General features: G+C 73.1%; 15 protein-coding genes. 4 read left to right on the top strand and 11 right to left on the bottom strand.

Features of this window, described 5'->3' with window-relative positions:
- Positions 1–182 precede the first annotated feature (182 nt).
- A complete protein-coding gene (locus tag ACFZB9_RS00690; RefSeq protein ID WP_329492070.1) occupies positions 183–266 on the bottom strand; it encodes a putative leader peptide in 84 nt (27 codons plus the stop codon).
- Between the two features lie 208 nt (positions 267–474).
- On the opposite strand from ACFZB9_RS00690, the gene ACFZB9_RS00685 reads away from it, so the two are divergent.
- The 3 genes from ACFZB9_RS00685 (at position 475) to ACFZB9_RS00675 (ending at position 5,022) form a co-directional block, all read left to right on the top strand.
- On the top strand, positions 475–1,869 hold the full coding sequence (locus ACFZB9_RS00685; RefSeq protein WP_391442565.1) for a YhjD/YihY/BrkB family envelope integrity protein: 1,395 nt from the start codon (positions 475–477) through the stop codon (positions 1,867–1,869).
- Positions 1,870–2,149: 280 nt separating this feature from the next.
- Positions 2,150–3,328 (top strand): ribosome small subunit-dependent GTPase A, encoded by a 1,179-nt coding sequence (gene rsgA, locus ACFZB9_RS00680; protein ID WP_391442564.1) that lies wholly within the window; start codon positions 2,150–2,152, stop codon positions 3,326–3,328.
- 143 nt (positions 3,329–3,471) lie between these two features.
- Entirely contained in the window at positions 3,472–5,022 is a 1,551-nt protein-coding gene (locus ACFZB9_RS00675; RefSeq protein WP_391442563.1) for a DNA-3-methyladenine glycosylase 2 family protein, read from the top strand.
- Between the two features lie 49 nt (positions 5,023–5,071).
- On the opposite strand, the gene ACFZB9_RS00670 is transcribed toward ACFZB9_RS00675, so the two are convergent.
- From ACFZB9_RS00670 to ACFZB9_RS00655, 4 genes are all read right to left on the bottom strand, one after another.
- Positions 5,072–5,680, bottom strand: coding sequence for a MarR family winged helix-turn-helix transcriptional regulator (locus ACFZB9_RS00670; protein WP_391442562.1), 609 nt, complete (start codon positions 5,678–5,680; stop codon positions 5,072–5,074).
- A gap of 156 nt (positions 5,681–5,836) precedes the next feature.
- Positions 5,837–6,439, bottom strand: a complete 603-nt coding sequence (locus ACFZB9_RS00665) for a DUF305 domain-containing protein (protein WP_391443299.1) — start codon at positions 6,437–6,439, stop codon at positions 5,837–5,839.
- A 155-nt stretch (positions 6,440–6,594) separates the two neighbouring features.
- On the bottom strand, positions 6,595–7,335 hold the full coding sequence (locus tag ACFZB9_RS00660) for a DUF3105 domain-containing protein (RefSeq protein ID WP_391442561.1): 741 nt from the start codon (positions 7,333–7,335) through the stop codon (positions 6,595–6,597).
- Between the two features lie 177 nt (positions 7,336–7,512).
- Positions 7,513–8,073: a hypothetical protein gene (locus tag ACFZB9_RS00655; protein ID WP_391442560.1), complete on the bottom strand. Its 561-nt coding sequence runs from the start codon at positions 8,071–8,073 to the stop codon at positions 7,513–7,515.
- A gap of 220 nt (positions 8,074–8,293) precedes the next feature.
- On the opposite strand from ACFZB9_RS00655, the gene ACFZB9_RS00650 reads away from it, so the two are divergent.
- Complete coding sequence (locus ACFZB9_RS00650) at positions 8,294–9,574, top strand: hypothetical protein (RefSeq protein WP_391442559.1); 1,281 nt, start codon at positions 8,294–8,296, stop codon at positions 9,572–9,574.
- A 70-nt stretch (positions 9,575–9,644) separates the two neighbouring features.
- On the opposite strand, the gene ACFZB9_RS00645 is transcribed toward ACFZB9_RS00650, so the two are convergent.
- From ACFZB9_RS00645 to ACFZB9_RS00620, 6 genes are read right to left on the bottom strand one after another with little or no spacing between them, the layout of a single operon-like run.
- On the bottom strand, positions 9,645–10,751 hold the full coding sequence (locus tag ACFZB9_RS00645; RefSeq protein WP_391442558.1) for an HAD-IIIC family phosphatase: 1,107 nt from the start codon (positions 10,749–10,751) through the stop codon (positions 9,645–9,647).
- A 49-nt stretch (positions 10,752–10,800) separates the two neighbouring features.
- A complete protein-coding gene (locus tag ACFZB9_RS00640) occupies positions 10,801–11,778 on the bottom strand; it encodes a 3-oxoacyl-[acyl-carrier-protein] synthase III C-terminal domain-containing protein (protein WP_391442556.1) in 978 nt (325 codons plus the stop codon).
- Positions 11,775–12,854 carry an acyl-CoA dehydrogenase family protein gene (locus ACFZB9_RS00635; protein ID WP_391443298.1) on the bottom strand — a complete coding sequence of 360 codons (1,080 nt, stop codon included), beginning with the start codon at positions 12,852–12,854 and terminating at the stop codon, positions 11,775–11,777. The genes ACFZB9_RS00640 and ACFZB9_RS00635 overlap by 4 nt, the downstream gene beginning before the upstream one ends.
- 13 nt (positions 12,855–12,867) lie before the next feature.
- Positions 12,868–13,149, bottom strand: a complete 282-nt coding sequence (locus ACFZB9_RS00630; protein WP_391442554.1) for an acyl carrier protein — start codon at positions 13,147–13,149, stop codon at positions 12,868–12,870.
- Positions 13,150–13,160: 11 nt separating this feature from the next.
- The gene (locus ACFZB9_RS00625; RefSeq protein WP_391442551.1) at positions 13,161–13,826 is read right to left on the bottom strand and encodes an O-methyltransferase; all 666 of its coding nucleotides are present in this window, start codon (positions 13,824–13,826) and stop codon (positions 13,161–13,163) included.
- Positions 13,826–14,635: a 3-hydroxyacyl-CoA dehydrogenase family protein gene (locus ACFZB9_RS00620; RefSeq protein WP_391443297.1), complete on the bottom strand. Its 810-nt coding sequence runs from the start codon at positions 14,633–14,635 to the stop codon at positions 13,826–13,828. Before ACFZB9_RS00620 ends, ACFZB9_RS00625 begins: the two co-directional genes overlap by 1 nt.
- Positions 14,636–15,445: the final 810 nt, after the last annotated feature.

Below are 15,445 nucleotides of genomic sequence, written 5' to 3'. Positions count from 1 at the left end.
GGCAGGTGGTACTGACGAGGCCGCGCCGGCTCAGGCCTCGGACCTGCACGCACCCACGTTGACCTGCGAGTTCGCAGCAGGAGGTGGGGGTGGTGATCGTGGCTCTGAGCGCTCGCGCAGTCGGGGCGGCAAGAGGAGCGGCAGGGTGGCGCCGGGTGCGGTGGCGGCGGCTGGGGTGGAGCTCAGATCACCGGACAGATGGCGCTGGACACGCGAAGGAGATCGACGTGGAGTCGACCTACCAGGGTGGTTCCGGCGCTAGGCATGGCAAGAGATTCGCACGCCGAGCGAGGCCCGGTCCACTGGTGTCCAAAAGATGGACGAGTTTGTTCCGTATCGCGAGATGCGCCGGAGAGTCGCATGGCCCGGCGGTTGCCGCCGTGGGTGACTGCGCATGGCCCGTCCGGGACGACGGACGGCCCGTTCGAGGCGAGGGGGGCCGCAGGCTCCGGGCCGCCCGATACCGTATGCGGTGTGCAAGCACCAGGTGGGACCAGTAGAGCGGGGGCCGAGCGACCCTCCCGACGACGGGGCAAGGGCGCCCGCCGGGCGGCACGGCGCTCGAACTGGCAGGCCACGGCCTGGGCGCTGATCAAGGACACCACCAACACCTGCGTCGAGTACCGGGTCACCGGGCTGGCCGCCGAGGCGGCCTTCTTCACCCTGCTGTCGATCCCGCCGCTGCTGCTCTGCCTGGCCGGCACCCTCGGCTACCTGGACGACCTGCTCGGCGCCGGCACCATCCAGAAGCTCCAGCAGGACATCCTGACGGCGGCCGGCACGGTGCTCTCGCCCGCCTCGATCAACCAGACCGTCAAACCGCTGCTGCTCAACGTCTTCTCCAAGGGCCGCCCCGACCTGATCTCGATCGGCTTCCTCTTCTCGCTCTGGTCCGGCTCCCGGGCGCTGTACATCTTCATCGACACCATCACCGTGATGTACGGCCTGGACGGCAAGCGCGGGATCGTCAAGACCCGGGCCATGTCGCTGGGCCTGTACCTCGGCGCCCTGGTGATCGGCTCCCTGGTGCTGCCGCTGCTGGTGGCCGGACCGGGGCTGGTGATGTCGGCGGTACCGAGCATCTCCGGACTGGTCAACGCGCTCTACTGGCCGGTGGCGATCGTGCTGCTGATCGTCTTCCTGACCACGCTCTACCACCTGGCGGTCCCGGCCAGCACGCCCTGGCGCGAGGACATCCCCGGCGCGCTGGTCGCGCTCGGCATGCTGGTGATCTGCAGCCTGCTGCTGCGCCTGTACCTGGTCCACTCGGTCGAGGGCGGCCAGACCATCTACGGCTCGCTGGCCGCGCCGATCGCGGTGCTGCTGTGGATCTTCGTGCTGGCCCTCGCGGTGCTGATCGGCGCGGCGATGAACGCGGCGATAGACCGTCGCTGGCCCAGCGTGGAGACCGCCGACGCGCGGGCCGAGAACGAGCGGGCCAGCGAGCAGCACGCCGCCGCCGTGGTCCGCGAGATCAGCGCCCGCCGGGCCGCCGAACGGGCCCAGCGGGCCCGGGCACTGGGCCTTGCCGAGGGCATCGAGGAGGAGGACGAGGGCGGCGAGGCGGACGAGGAGGCCCCCTCGGAGTACCCCGAGCGGTGGGCCGACTTCCTGGCGCCGGAGAACGTCCGGGGACGGCTCGGGCCCTCGCGCCGGCACAACCGGCGCGTCCAGCCGCCCCCGCCGGACACCGACCGCCCCGCGCCGCGGCACACCGCCCCGCACCGGCCGGCCGAGCCGCTGCCGGGCACGCCGGCCGAGCGGCCCGCGGAGCCGTGGGCGGCGGACGGGCGGTTCCCGGGGGAGCTGGGGCCGGTGGACTCGGCGCTGCCGAGCTACCCGCCGCGGCCGCCGTGGGACGGGTCCTGAGTCTCTCGGGGCTCTCTTCTCGGACGGTCCAGGAGGACGCGGAAAAAACAGGTGCGGGCGGGTGGCGGCGTGCTCTAGGCTGCCACCGCACGTGGTCGTCCACGTGATTGTCAGGCCGTGTGACGGCCCTGGAAGCAGAAGCAGGAGGCGGGCCCCGATGACTGTCACCGCGCTCACGGCTGCCCCGCGCAGCACTCGTACTCCGCTCTCCCTCCCGGCTGCCGGCTGACGATCGTTCAGCCCCCGGGACCATGCTTTCCTCCCGAAGGGCTTCACCGCGTTGTTCGACGCTCACGCGTTCTCCGTTTCCTCCTCTTCTTCGCTCCCCTCGCCTTCCCTCTCCACCTCCTCTCCCTCCTCTTCCTCCGCGCCTGACCCGGCGGCGTCCCCGCTGGCCGGCTACGGCTGGACGGCCGAGCTGGACGAGCTCTTCGCCCCGTTCGCCGAAGCGGGCCTGATCCCGGGTCGGCTGGCCCGGGTCGACCGTGGCCTGGCCGACGTCGTCATCGCCGATCCCGAGAGCGGTGAGCCGCGCACCGTGCGCGCCGACACCCGCGCGGTGGGCAGCGCCGAGACCATCGAGAACCCGTGCACCGGGGACTGGGTGGCGCTCGACCTCGCGGCCTCCGCCACCGGGGCAGGGCCCCGGGCCACCGTCGGCGCCCTGCTGCCGCGCGGCACCGCGATCATCCGCAAGAGCGCCGGCAAGGCCTCCGAGGGCCAGGTGCTGGCGGCCAATGTCGACACCGTGCTGATTGCGGTCTCGCTGGCCAGTGATCCCGACCTCGGCCGGGTCGAGCGCTTCGTCGCGCTGGCGTGGGAGAGCGGCGCACAGCCGCTGATCGCGCTCACCAAGGCCGACCTGGTGCACGACGCCGAGTTCATCCGCGAGGACGTCGAGCGGGCCGCGCCCGGCGTCACCGTCCTGGTGGTCAGCGCCGGGACCGGCGCCGGCCTGGACGTGCTGCGCGCCTGCATCGGCACCACGACGGCACTGATCGGCCAGTCCGGCGCCGGCAAGTCCACCCTGACCAACGCGCTGGCGGGCGCGGAGGTGATGGCCGTTCAGCAGACCAGGGACGCCGACCAGAAGGGCCGGCACACCACGACCACCCGCGAGCTGTTCCCGCTGCCCGGCGGCGGCGTGCTGATCGACACCCCCGGCCTGCGTGGCGTGGGCCTCTACGGTGGCGAGGGCCTGGACCAGGCGTTCGCCGAGATCGCCGCACTGGCCGAGGAGTGCCGCTTCGACGACTGCTCGCACCGCACGGAGCCCGGCTGCGCGGTCCGGGCCGCGCTCGCCGACGGCACGCTGCCGGAGCGCCGGATGGACAGCTACCTCAAGCTGCAGCGCGAGAACGAGTGGATCGCCTCGCGCACCGACGCCCGGCTCGCAGCCGAGCGGGCACGGGTCTGGAAGCTGCGCACCAAGAGCGCCCGCGACCACATCCGCCCGTGACGGCAGCTGCCGGTGACCGCAGCCGTCCGTGACCGCAGCCGCCGGTGACCGCTTCGGGCCGGCCGGTGCACCCGGCCGGCCCGGCCGACGGTCATGTCCGATTCCCGCCAGTCCGGTGTCCCGTCGCGGCGCACACTGGTCCTGTGATCGATGACGAGACGCGGTACCGAGCGGTGGACAGTCGGGACGCCCGCTTCGACGGGGTGTTCTTCACGGCGGTGACGAGCACCGGCATCTACTGCCGGCCGAGCTGCCCGGCGGTCACTCCCAAGCGGGTCAACTGCACCTTCTACCCCACCGCCGCCGCCGCGCAGGGCGCCGGCTTCCGGGCCTGCCGGCGCTGCCGTCCCGACTCGGTGCCGGGCTCGCCGGAGTGGAACCACCGCGCCGACCTGGTCGGCCGCGCGATGCGGCTGATCGGCGACGGCGTGGTGGACCGCGAGGGCGTGGCCGGCCTGGCCGAGCGGCTCGGCTACAGCGCCCGGCAGCTCCAGCGCCAGCTGACCGCCGAGCTGGGCGCCGGCCCGATCGCGCTGGCCCGCGCCCAGCGCGCGCAGGCGGCCCGGCTGTTGCTGCAGACCACCCGGCTGCCGGTCACCGAGGTCGCGTTCGCGGCGGGCTTCGCCTCGGTGCGGCAGTTCAACGACACCGTGCGGGAGGTCTACGACCGCACGCCGAGCGGCCTGCGGGCCGAGGCGCGCGGCACCGGGAGCGCCACCGGCCCGGATGCGGCGGTGGCCGGCGCGCTGAGCCTGCGGCTCGCCTACCGGGGGTCGATCGACACCGGGCACCTGATGGACTTCCTCGCGCTGCGCGCCGTCCCCGGCGTGGAGGAAGTGGTCACCGGCGCCCGGGGCGTGCGCACCTACCGCCGCACGCTGCGCCTGCCGCACGGGCAGGCGATCGCCGAGGTCGACTCCCTGCCGCTCCCCGGCCCGACCGGGGGTGCGGGGCGGGCCGACCGCGGCTGGCTGGACTGCCGGCTGCGGCTGACCGACCTGCGCGACCTGACCACCGCCGTGCACCGGCTGCGCGCCCTCTTCGACCTGGACGCCGACCCGCAGGCGGTCGCCGAGCAGCTCGGCGCGGATCCCGTGCTCGGCCGGCTGGTCGCCCGGCGCCCCGGACTGCGCTCACCCGGCCACGTCGACCCGCACGAGCTGGCGGTGCGCGCGGTGCTCGGCCAGCAGGTCACCGTGGCCGCCGCCCGCACCCTGGCCGGCCGGCTGGCCGCCCGCTACGGCACCCCGCTCGCCGTGAGCGCCTCGCGGCCGGACGCGCGGGGAGAGCCGAACGGCGGGCTCAGCGTGCTCTTCCCCGAGGCGGGCGCGCTGGCCGACGCCGACCCGGCCGACCTCGCGATGCCGGCCTCCCGGCAGCAGGCGCTGCGCGGCCTGTGCGCGGCGCTCGCCGACGGCACCGTGCGGCTGGACCCCGGCGTGGACCGCGAGCAGGCCGCCGAACAGCTGCTCGCGCTGCGCGGCATCGGCCCGTGGACGGTGGGCTACCTGCGGATGCGGGCGCTGGGTGACCCGGACGTCTTCCTGCCCGGTGACCTCGGCGTGCGGCACGGCCTGGTCCGGCTCGGCGTACCCGGCGACCCCAAGTCGGCCGCGGCGGCGGCGCTCGCCTGGTCGCCGTGGCGCTCGTACGCGGTGCACCAGCTGTGGGCGACCGCGTCGGACGATCGGTAGGCCTGGTCGGAGAAGCCCCAGCGCTCGGTCGGACAAGCCACAGGCGTGGTCAGACGAGCCCCAGCGCCTTGGCCAGGTGATCCAGGCCGGGGAGCGCCGCCATGACCGCGTCGTGCTCCTCGGGGGAGAGCGTGGCCAGTGCGCCCGCGATGCGGCGCTCGTGTGCGCGCTGCCAGTCGGCGAGCTGCTGGTGGCCGGCCGCGGTGAGCGCGATCCGGGCGGTACGGCGGTCGCCGGGGTCGGCCTGGCGGTCCACGAAGCCGGCGTCCAACAGCTTGCCGACCAGGCCGCTGACGGTGTTCGGCGCCAGCTTCTGACGGGCCGCCAGCTCGCCGACCCGCAGCGGTGCGGCCGCCAGCGTCTGCAGCAGCTCGACCTGCGCCATGGGCAGCGACTCCCACGGGTAGTCGGTCCTGATGCTGCTGCGCAGCGCGCGGCGCAGCCGGGTGACGACGTCCGTCAGCCGCTGCGCGCGCTCGATGGCCAGCGCCTCCTCCAGCGCCGAGCCGAGCTGCCGGGCGGCGTCCTGGTCCTGGGCGGGAGCGGATCCGCCGGTGCGGCCGGGACCGCCGGTGGGGTCGGGACCGCCGGTGGGGTCGGCCGGATCAGCCTGATCAGCCGGGTCGGTCGGCGGCAGGGGGCGGGGCGCGGCGGACATGGGCGACAGCGTAGCGGTTCGCCGCAGCCGATTCCGCGTCGGACCGGCCCGGACGGGGCCCCGCGCGCCCCGTCCGGACACGCCTGCGCCCGCCGGTCCGGGCCGTCTCCGTGGAGACCTCCCGGGCCGGCGGGCGCAGTCCTGGCCCGGCTCGCGCTACGACGGCAGCGGCTTGGCGCCGCGCTCCGCGAGCATGTTCGTCATCAGCTGGATCTCCGAGGTCTGCGAGGCCACCATCGAGTCCGCCAGCCGCTTCTCCGCCGCGTTCTGCGCCACAGCGGCGTAGGCCTGCGCCATCGCGATGCCGCCCGTGTGGTGGTTGAGCATCAGCTGCAGGTAGAAGATCTCCGCCGCGGTGCCGCTGAGCTGCCGGAGCTGGTCCAGCTGCGTGTTGGTCGCCATCCCGGGCATCAGCGAGCCGTCGTGCGCCTGGTAGGGCGCCATCTTCATCCAGGCCATCGGCGGGGCCGAGGAGGCCTGGGTCAGCCCCCACTGGTCGAGGTAGCCCATCATCATGCCCCGCTGGTTCGCCTGGGTGTTGATGATGTCGAAGGCCAGCCCGCGCACCTCGGCGTTGTCGGTCCGGTCCCGGATGATGAACGACATGTCGATCGCCTGCTGATGGTGCGTCGACATGTCGCGCGCGAACCCGGCCTCGGGCGAGTCGGTGGCCGGCGCGGACACCGACGAGCCGGAGGCCGAGGAGCCGCTGGCGACCAGCGCCGGGACGCCCAGGCAGAGCGCCACGGCCGCCGCCAGCGCGGCCGGCCACCAGAGCGTGCGCCGCCGCTCGGGCGCGGTGACGGCACCGAGGGCGCCGGTGTCCGCCGGCTCGTCCAGCTCGTCCGTCTCGTCGAACCCGGGCAGGTCGTCGTCGTCGGCCGGCGGCTCGGCGCCGCTCTGCGCGGCGGCCACTACATCGCCCCGTCGCTGCACGACGCGCCGGGCTCCTGGGTCTGCGGGCCCTGGACGTACTTGGTGAAGAACTCGTTCACCCGCGGGTCCTTGGCGCTGTCCAGCACGAGCTGGGTGCCCCAGGCGGAGAGGGTGATGGTGCCCTTCTCGGTCGGGTACGGGCTCATCATCGAGTACGGGGTGACCTTGACCTTGTCCGACAGCGTCTTGATGTCGTCCGCGGTGGCCTTGTCGTTGTAGGTGACCCAGACCGCGCCGTGCTCCAGCGAGTGCACCGCGTTCTCGTTCTGCACCGGCTTGTCGTAGATGTTGCCCATGCAGGTCAGCCAGACCGGGTTGTGGTCGCCGCCGACCGGCGGGGTCTGCGGGTAGTTGACCGTCCCCTGCACGTGGTTGCGGGTCAGGCCGGTCCAGGTCTGCACGCCCTGTATCGGCGCCTTCGCGGCGGCGACCTGCTTGTCGTGCTTCTTGTTGGCGTCGATGACGACGTAGCTGCCGACGCCGACGGTGCCCGCGATCAGCACACCGGCCACCGAGAAGGCGATGACCTTCATCCGCTTCTCGCGCCGCTGCTCCTCCGCCCGCAGCTGGGCGATGCGTTCGCGGCGGTCGGCCTGCTTGCCGCCCTTGGCCTTCGCCGAGCGGTTGGTCACCAGCGGCTCGTCCGACTTGGCGGCGCCGGTGCCCTTGGCGCCCGGGCCGTCGTTGGTCTGCTTGGAGGCGGAACCCACGGAGATCATCCTTGTCCCCGCCGGCGGTGTGTGCGCACGGCGGAATGAGGTGTAACAGGGAGGGGTGGAGACCGCGGGCCGGGCGAAGGGCGGACACCGTCGGACGGGGACCGTCGAGCGGAGAGCTGCGAACGGGGACCGTCGGAGTACGGGGTGCGCCCGGGGCCGGGCCGGCGGGGGTTCCGCCTAGGTCCGGTTGACCTGAAGCAGGTGGAGATCGGGGGTGGTCGTCGGCCACGGTTCGGTGTCCGCCGGGCGGACCACCGGGGCCGGGGCGAGCGTCACCAGCAGGGGCGGATCGGCCTTGCCGGGGTGCGGCGGCGCGTTCGGCAGCTGTGCGTCCTGGCCACTGAACGGGTGGCTGGAGCAGCCGTCGCCGGGCCGGCGATCGGGGTCGCTGACCATGCACAGGATCGGCTGGAGGGGCTGCTGCGGTGCCGCGTGGGCCTTGCTGGTGCGCGCCTTGCCGGGGTGGGACGGATCGGCCCGGCCGGCGTCGACGGTGGCCGGGGTCGCGTCCGACGGTGTCGCGTCCGCCGGGGTCGCGTCCGAGGGTGTCGCCGACACGGTGTGGACGGGCGCCGGGGTGGGCAACGGCGTCGCGGCGTGCACCGGGCCCGCGCAGGGCAGCGCGACCAGCAGGGCCACCAGGAGGCCGACCAGCGGCAGGACCCATGACACGCCGACCGGGCGGCCGGCGAAAGCGGCGCTCCCCGGCTTCGGTCGGACAGGTCCTGGCGCGGTCATGCGCACATATTAATCAGCCAGATGGGTGGTGGGGTCCCCCTTATGGGTCGCTTCTTTTGGCCGAAACCGTGCCGGATCGGGTGTTTCCCCGGCGGAAGCGTGATCGTCGCCTTCGTGGGGAAAGCCCGGACAGCGGCCGACGCCGTGGGCAGAATGACCAGGTGGCCCACCCCCGCAGCTGACCCGCACGCACGCTCGCCAAGCGACGAGGAGCCGGAAGATGACCAACCAGGGCGCCCCAGCACAGCGCCGCCCGGAGGACGGGGACGCGCGGGACGGTTGGTGGGCCCACGTCTACGAGGGGCCGGCCGGCCGACTTCCCGATACCCCGCAGGCGGCGGGCGGGGACAGCAGCGTGGACGACTGGTTCGACTCGATCGCCTCGGCGGTGGGCCTGATCGGGTCGCAGCGCTCGGCGGAGGCGGAGGCGGAACCGCCGGCGGCACCAGCACCGGAACCGGAACCGGAGCTTGCCCCCGAGGCCGAGGCCGAGGCCGAGGCCGAACCCGAGCCGAAGCCCGCGCCCGCCAAACCGGACCTCACCAAGCCCGCGCGTCCCGCTGCTTCCACACCTGCCCCGGCCCCTGCGCCTGCCCCGGCTTCCGCCCCCGCCCCCGCGCCGCACGTCGGCTCTCGCCCGCCGACCTACGGCCCCGAGCCCACCGTGCTGCCCGCCGCGCTCCCCGAGCGCGCGTGCGCCGTCGTCCCCGACACCGTCCTCGACGGCGCCCAGTACCCGGGCTTCACCCTGCGCGCCGCCTCCGTACGCGGCGACTCCGCCCGCTACCGCGGCGAGCCGCGCGGGGACGCGCTCCTGGTGACCCGCTTCGGTGAGGCGCCGGACGGCCTGGTGCTCGCCGTCCTCGGCAGCCGGGCCCGGCCCCGGGTCGACCCGCGCGTCGACCCCGCCACCGAGGCCGACCCGGCCCAGCCGCTGCCCGACACCATCCAGCAGGCCTGCGCCCACCTGGCCGAGGCGATCGGCCGCTCGTGTGGCGAACTCGCCGCCGACCTGCGCGAGGGCGCCCGCGACCGGCTGCGCTACGGGCTCCAGCGCCTGACCGCGCGCGCCGCCGCCGGCCTGCGTGCGGTGGCGCCGGACGCCGGGGCGCTGCACTGCCTGCTGATCTCCCTCGATCCGGCGGCCACCCACCGGGCCGCCTTCGGCCTGGGCCCCGGCGGCCTCTACCTGCTGCGCGCCGGGCACTGGATCGACGCCTACGCCGCCCGCTTGCTGCACCACCCGGACGGCCCGGCCGCCGTGCCCGAGCCGCGCCCGTTCCGGTTCCGCCTGGTCCCGGTGACGCCCGGCGACATCCTGCTGCTCTGTTCGCCGGGCCTGGCCGAGCCGATCGCCGAGGAGCCGGCCGTCGCCCACTTCCTGGCCACCCACTGGTCGCACCCGCACCCGCCGGGCACGGTCGACTTCCTGCGCCAGGTCCAGGTCCGCGCCAAGGGCTACGCGGACGACCGCACGGCCGCCGCCCTCTGGTCCGACTGACCGGTGATCAGCCCGCGGTGGCGGCGGCCTGCTTCAGCACCGCCGCCACCGTTCGCACCTGCGGGCACGGTCAGCGCTCGGCGGGCAGCCACTGCGCCAGGTCGTCCGCAGCGGCGAACAGGCGCGGTGCCAGGACCGTGAGGTGGGGCGGCGGATCCTGACGGGTGGGTTCGAGATGGAGGGTCTGGACGCCGTCGGCGCTCTCCCCGGCCGGTGCCGACGGCTCGGCCGGCTCCTGGAAGCCCGCGAAGCGGTAGGCGACCTCCATCATCCGGTTGCGCTCGGTGCGCCGGAACCCCGCGGTCAGCGCCACCGCGGCGCGGGCCGCCTCGTCGGTGAGCCAGCGCAGCAGCGCGGCTCCCACCCCGAACGAGACCACCCGGCAGGAGGTGGCCAGGAGCTTGATGTGCCATGCTCCGGGGCGCCGTTCGAGCAGGATCACGCCGATCGCGCCCTGCGGGCCGAACCGGTCGGTGAGCGAGGCGATCAGCACCTCGTGCTGGTCGTCGGCCACCAGCGACCGCAGTGCCTGGTCCGAGTAGTGGACCCCGGTGGCGTTCATCTGGCTGGTGCGCAGGGTCAGTTCCTCGACCCGGGTGATCTCCTCGTCGCCGGCGCGCTCGATCCGCAGCCGCAGGGCGAGCGAGGACAGGAACGCCTCGTCGCTGCCGGTGTGTTCGGCGCGTTCGGCCTCCCGCAGCCGGCTCGCCTGGTACATCTGGCGGCGACGGCGGGCGTCGGTGGTGACCACGGCCGGGCTGAACTCCGGCAGCGCCAGCAGGGACTGCGCCTGCTCCGCCGGGTAGCAGCGGACCTCGGGATGGTGGAAGGCGACCTCCGCCCGCTCGGCCGGCTGGTCGTCGACGAACGCGATCGCCGACAGCGCGAAGTTCAGCTGATCGGCGATGGTGCGCACGGAGGCGGACTTCGCGCCCCAGCCGATCTGCGGCAGCACGAAGTACTCGGCCAGCCCGAGCTTCTCCAGGCGCTCCCAGGCGACGTCGTGGTCGTTGCGGCTGGCGACCGACTGCAGGATGCCCCGCGAGTCCAGCCCGACGATGACCTCGCGGATGGCGTTGGGCACCTCGACGACGTCGCCCTCCAGGACGGTGCCGCGCCACAGGGTGTTGTCCAGGTCCCAGACCAGGCACTTGACGGTGCTGTGCTGTTCCGTCACTTGTTCGCTCCTCCTGTTGTCCCGGTTGCCGAGGGTGTTCCGGCCGTGCTCACACTTCCCACAGCGTCACGGTCCAGGCGGCCACCGGGCTGTTGCTGAGCACGAGAATGTGCTGCCCGGGTGCCACCTCCCCGGTGGCCAGCAGACGGTCCAGGTTGAGGACCACGTCCATCGGGCCCAGGTGGCCCAGCCGGGTCAGGTGCTCCGCGCAGACCGGGTGGATCGGCAGGCCCAGCGTGACCCGGTAGAAGTCGTAGGCGCTGGCGGTGACGTTCTGCATCAGGGTGGCGGCCACGTCGCCCTTGGCGAGCCCGGCGTCCGCGAGGACCTCGTCGACCAGGCGGCTGAGCCGGGTGCGGCTGTGCATGGCCAGTTCGAAGGAGTAGCGGTCGTTGTCGGCGCACTCCTCGCGCCACTGCGACCACGGCCGGTGCTTGTACTCCACCTTGAACAGGTCGTGGAAGGAGCTGTCGGTCTCCATCCGGTGCGCCTTGAGAACCGGCCGGCCACCCTTGACCAGGGTCATCGCGAACGCCCCGTCCCCGATCACGGTCACCGGTCGGCGGACCCGGTCGGCGGCGGTGGGCCGGCTGCCGTAGGTGATCAGCACGCTCTGCCGCGCGGGGTCGCCGAGCAGCAGGTCCCGGCCCAGGCCCCAGGCGGCGGAGGAGCCGGCGCAGCCCAGGCCGTCGATGGTGAACGGGAAGGTGCCGTTCAGGCCGGCCAGGTGCGCGGTCTTCCCCGCGTCCGAACCGATCAGGACGTCCGGCGCCCGCGATCCGATGTGCAGCAGCAGGTCGGGGACGGTCGACTGGGTGGCCATGAGCTCCCGGCAGGCCCGGGCGGCGAGTTCGGTCGGCTCGGTGTCGGGGAAGACGCCGACCTCCTCGATGCCCGCCTGCCCGGCGAACTTCAGCTCCTCCTCGCTGAGGTGGGCCAGCTCGGGAAGGTCCGCGACGGGCACCCGTTCCGGTGGCAGCAGGCAGTAGATCGCGCCGATTCCAATGGCCGCGGTCGCGGTCGTCATCGTTCCCTCTCCAACGCTTGTTCGGCGAGAATGAGCTGGCAGATCTCGTCACTGCCCTCGATGATCTGCATCAACTTGGCGTCCCGGTAGGCCCGGGCCACCGGTTCGCCGTCCACCGAACCGGCGGAGGCGAGGACCTGCACCGCGGTGGCGGCGGCCTGCGCCGCGTGGCCGGCACAGGCGTGCTTGGCGAGCACCGAGGCGCCGGTGAGCTCGGGGGAACGGGCGTCCCAGCAGTCGGCGGCGTGCTCGCACAGCCTGGTCGCGCTCTGCTCCGCGACCACCAGCTCGGAGATGTGACGGGCGATCAGCTGGTGCTGGGCCAGGGGCTTGCCGAACTGCTCGCGGCTGCGGGCGTGCGCGACGGCGGCCCGCAGGCAGCTGCGGATGATGCCGACGCAGCCCCAGGCGACCGACATCCGGCCGTAGCTGAGCGCGATCGTGGTGAGCAGGCCGAGCGGCTGGCTGGTACCCGCGAGCACGCGCGCCGCCGGCAGGCGGACGTCGTCGAGGATCACATCGGCGTGCCCGGCGGCGCGGCAGCCGAGCGGCTGGGCGACGGGTCGTACGGTCACGCCGGGCGTGCGGGTCGGCACCAGCACGGCCGCGGCGCCGTCGCGGTAGCGGCCGAACACCAGCACCAGGTCGGCGTAGGCAGCGGCTGTGGACCACACCTTGTGCCCGCGGACCACCACGCTGTCGCCGTCGTCGGTGATCGTGGTGCTGATCGCGGACAGGTCGCTGCCGGCCTGCGGTTCGCTGAACGCCACCGCGGCGAGCTGCCCCCGGGTGAGGCGGGTCAGCTCCTCGGAGCGCTGCTGCCGGGTGCCGAACCGCTGGATGGTCCACGCGGCCATCCCCTGCGAGGTCATCACACTCCGCAGCGAACTGCACAGGGCCCCGGTGTGGGCGGTGAGTTCACCGTTCTGGCGGCCGGACATGCCGCGCCCGCCGAACTCGGCGGGAACCTCGGCGCACAGCAGGCCCTCGGCGCCGAGCCCGCGCAGCACCTCCAGCGGTATGGCACCTGCCAGATCCCAGCCGGCGGCCCGGTCGCCCACCGCCGCGCCGATCATGGCGGCCGGGTCGTCACTCACCGGTGCCGGTCCCGGCGAGCCGCAGCACGAGCGCGGTCATGCTCGTCACGGTACGGAAGTTGTCCAGCCTGAGGTCCGGCCCCTCGACGGTGATGCCGAAGGCCCCCTCGACATGCATCACCAGTTCCATCGCGAACATCGAGGAGACCGCCCCGGAGGCGAACAGGTCGGTGTCGGTCTCCCAGCTGAGCTTGGTCCGCTCCTCCAGGAACCGCTTCAGTTCGGCCTCGACGTCCTCCGCCGCGAACTGACGGGCCGTGCTGGACTCGCTCATCTGGTTTCCTCTCAGGGCTTCTTGTGGACGAGGGTGAGGCCGTCCGCGACGGCGAGCATGGAGATCTCCACGCGATCGTCGTCACGCAGCCGGGTGTTCAGCTCGCGAATGGCCAGGGTGTCGGGGTCCTGCGCGGCCGGATCGACGACCTTGCCGAAGAAGAGCGTGTTGTCCAGCACCAGCAGCCCGCCCGGGCGCACCAGCGTCAGGCACTGCTCGTAGTAGCGGGGGTAGCCGGCCTTGTCGGCGTCGATGAAGGCCATGTCGAAGCTGCCCGCGCCGCCCTGGTCGACGAGCCGTTCAAGGGTCTCGCCCGCGTCCGCGAGCCGCAGGTCGATCCGGTCGGCGACTTCGGCCCGCTGCCAGTAGCGCGCGGCGATCCGGGTCCAGCGCTCACTGATGTCGCAGGTGACCAGGGTGCCCCCGGGCGGCAGGGCGCGTGCCATGCACAGGCTGCTGTAGCCCGTGAAGGTGCCGACCTCCAGCACCTTCGACGCGCCGGTCAGCCGGACCAGCAGGGCGAGCAGCTGTGCCTCCTCGGGGAGCACCAGCATCGCCTGCAGCATGGGCATCCCGGCGGTCTCGGCGCGCAGGTCGCGCAGCACGTCGTCGTCGCGCAGCGACATCTGCCGGATGTACTGCTGGAGTTCCTCGGTCGAACCGAGCTGATCAGCCATCAGATCGCACCCGGGTAGCTGTAGAAGCCGCGGCCGCTCTTGCGTCCGTGCTCGCCGTCGCGCACCTTGCGCAGCAGCAGTTCGCACGGCCGGCACCCTTCGTCGCCGGTCCGCTGGTGCAGGACCCACAGGGAGTCGACCAGGTTGTCCAGACCGATCAGGTCGGCGGTGCGCAGCGGCCCGGTGCGGTGTCCGAGGCAGTCCTGCATCAGGGTGTCGACGTCCTCGGCGGTGGCCCGGCCCTCCTCGACGACCCGGGCCGCGTCGTTGATCATGCGGTGCAGCACCCGGCTGGTGACGAACCCGGGGCCGTCGCCCACGAAGACGGGTCGTCGGCCGAGCGCCTCCAGCAGGCGGGCCACCGTGTCCATGGCCGGGTCGCCGGTGCGCGGGCCGCGGATCACCTCGACCGTCCGGATCAGGTACGAGGGGTTCATGAAGTGCACGCCGACCAGGTTCTGAGGGCGCGGCAGCTGTGCGGCGAGCTCTTCCACCGGGATGGAGGAGGTGTTGGTGACGAGGGCCGCACCCGCTCCCACGACCGCGTCGGCCTCGGCCAGCACCTTCGCCTTCAGGGCCGCGTCCTCGGTGATCGCCTCGATCACCACCTCGGCGCCCCGGCAGTCGGCCACGACGCCGCTGATCGTCAATTCCCCGTGCGCGACGTCGGGCTGGGCTCCCAGGAGCTGGGCGGTCCGCAGCTCCCGGGTGACCCGGGCCCGGGCCCCGGCCCGCTTCTGCGGATCGGTGTCGATCAGGAGTACCGGCACACCGTGGCTCACGGCCAGGGCCGTGATGCTGGTGCCCATGACGCCGGCTCCCAGCACGGCCAGCCGGGGAGCCGGCTCTTCCTTACTCACCACATACCTCCGCTGACTCGCGGTTGACACCGACGGACGGCTCGTTCGGATACCTGTGGAGACCCGGGACCGGGACTCCGGTTCGTGCACGCGCAGGGGGGGATTGGTGCTTGGCTCAGCAACTGGAGCAGTTCGCCGGTGGATCTCGTCGGAGGCGGTTCAATTGCCCCGTCCGACACCGGCATCGGGGTTAGGGATCACGGCACCCGGCGGATCGCCCCGACTCATCTGGATCAGCCCCCGGTCGCACACGGATCTTCAGAGTGCGCCATTCTGGAAGCACTCTCCGGTTCTACTGTGCTATGGCTCTCAAAGGCTCGGCTGCCCCCTGCCTCGATCCACCAGCGCGGGACTCTAGCACGGTGGTTCTCGGCAGCGCCAGGGTGATTCGTGTGAGTACCGCCGGAAGTGCCCGGAGTGCCGGGCCGACACCTTGATCTCCCGTCAGATGGCGGATGGCGGTCCGGCGCGACGTGTTCCACGGGCGAGTTCGCCGGTCCGGCGGCCCGGTGCCGTGGCTTGTGGCAGGCCTGGTGGCAGGGTCCATGATGGACCGAGTGCCCCCCATCGATCGTGATCCAACACCCTTGCCGCGTCTTGTTGCCGGATGTTAGGTTGCCGGAGGTGAAGCAAGCTGATGGGGGATCGGCCGCCTCGGGCGGCCTTGGACAGTGATGCTGACAGGGGGGCTCGCAGAGCTATCTGCTCGTCTTACGAGAGTTCATTCGCCGAGGGTTTGATCCGCGTAGCCAAAGAAGG

This window comes from Kitasatospora sp. NPDC008050 (assembly GCF_042957465.1).
Lineage (GTDB): Bacteria > Actinomycetota > Actinomycetes > Streptomycetales > Streptomycetaceae > Kitasatospora.
This window is presented reverse-complemented; position numbering and strand designations above follow the sequence as displayed.

Coding starts and splice junctions, on each gene's coding strand:
- ACFZB9_RS00635 (WP_391443298.1), bottom strand. CDS start 12,854: ATGATCGGCGCGGCGGTGGGCGACCGGGCCGCCGGCTGGGATCTGGCA.
- ACFZB9_RS00660 (WP_391442561.1), bottom strand. CDS start 7,335: ATGATCTCCGTGGGTTCCGCCTCCAAGCAGACCAACGACGGCCCGGGC.
- ACFZB9_RS00650 (WP_391442559.1), top strand. CDS start 8,294: ATGACCAACCAGGGCGCCCCAGCACAGCGCCGCCCGGAGGACGGGGAC.
- ACFZB9_RS00620 (WP_391443297.1), bottom strand. CDS start 14,635: ATGGGCACCAGCATCACGGCCCTGGCCGTGAGCCACGGTGTGCCGGTA.
- ACFZB9_RS00655 (WP_391442560.1), bottom strand. CDS start 8,073: ATGACCGCGCCAGGACCTGTCCGACCGAAGCCGGGGAGCGCCGCTTTC.
- ACFZB9_RS00625 (WP_391442551.1), bottom strand. CDS start 13,826: ATGGCTGATCAGCTCGGTTCGACCGAGGAACTCCAGCAGTACATCCGG.
- ACFZB9_RS00630 (WP_391442554.1), bottom strand. CDS start 13,149: ATGAGCGAGTCCAGCACGGCCCGTCAGTTCGCGGCGGAGGACGTCGAG.
- ACFZB9_RS00690 (WP_329492070.1), bottom strand. CDS start 266: ATGCCTAGCGCCGGAACCACCCTGGTAGGTCGACTCCACGTCGATCTC.
- ACFZB9_RS00670 (WP_391442562.1), bottom strand. CDS start 5,680: ATGTCCGCCGCGCCCCGCCCCCTGCCGCCGACCGACCCGGCTGATCAG.
- ACFZB9_RS00640 (WP_391442556.1), bottom strand. CDS start 11,778: ATGACGACCGCGACCGCGGCCATTGGAATCGGCGCGATCTACTGCCTG.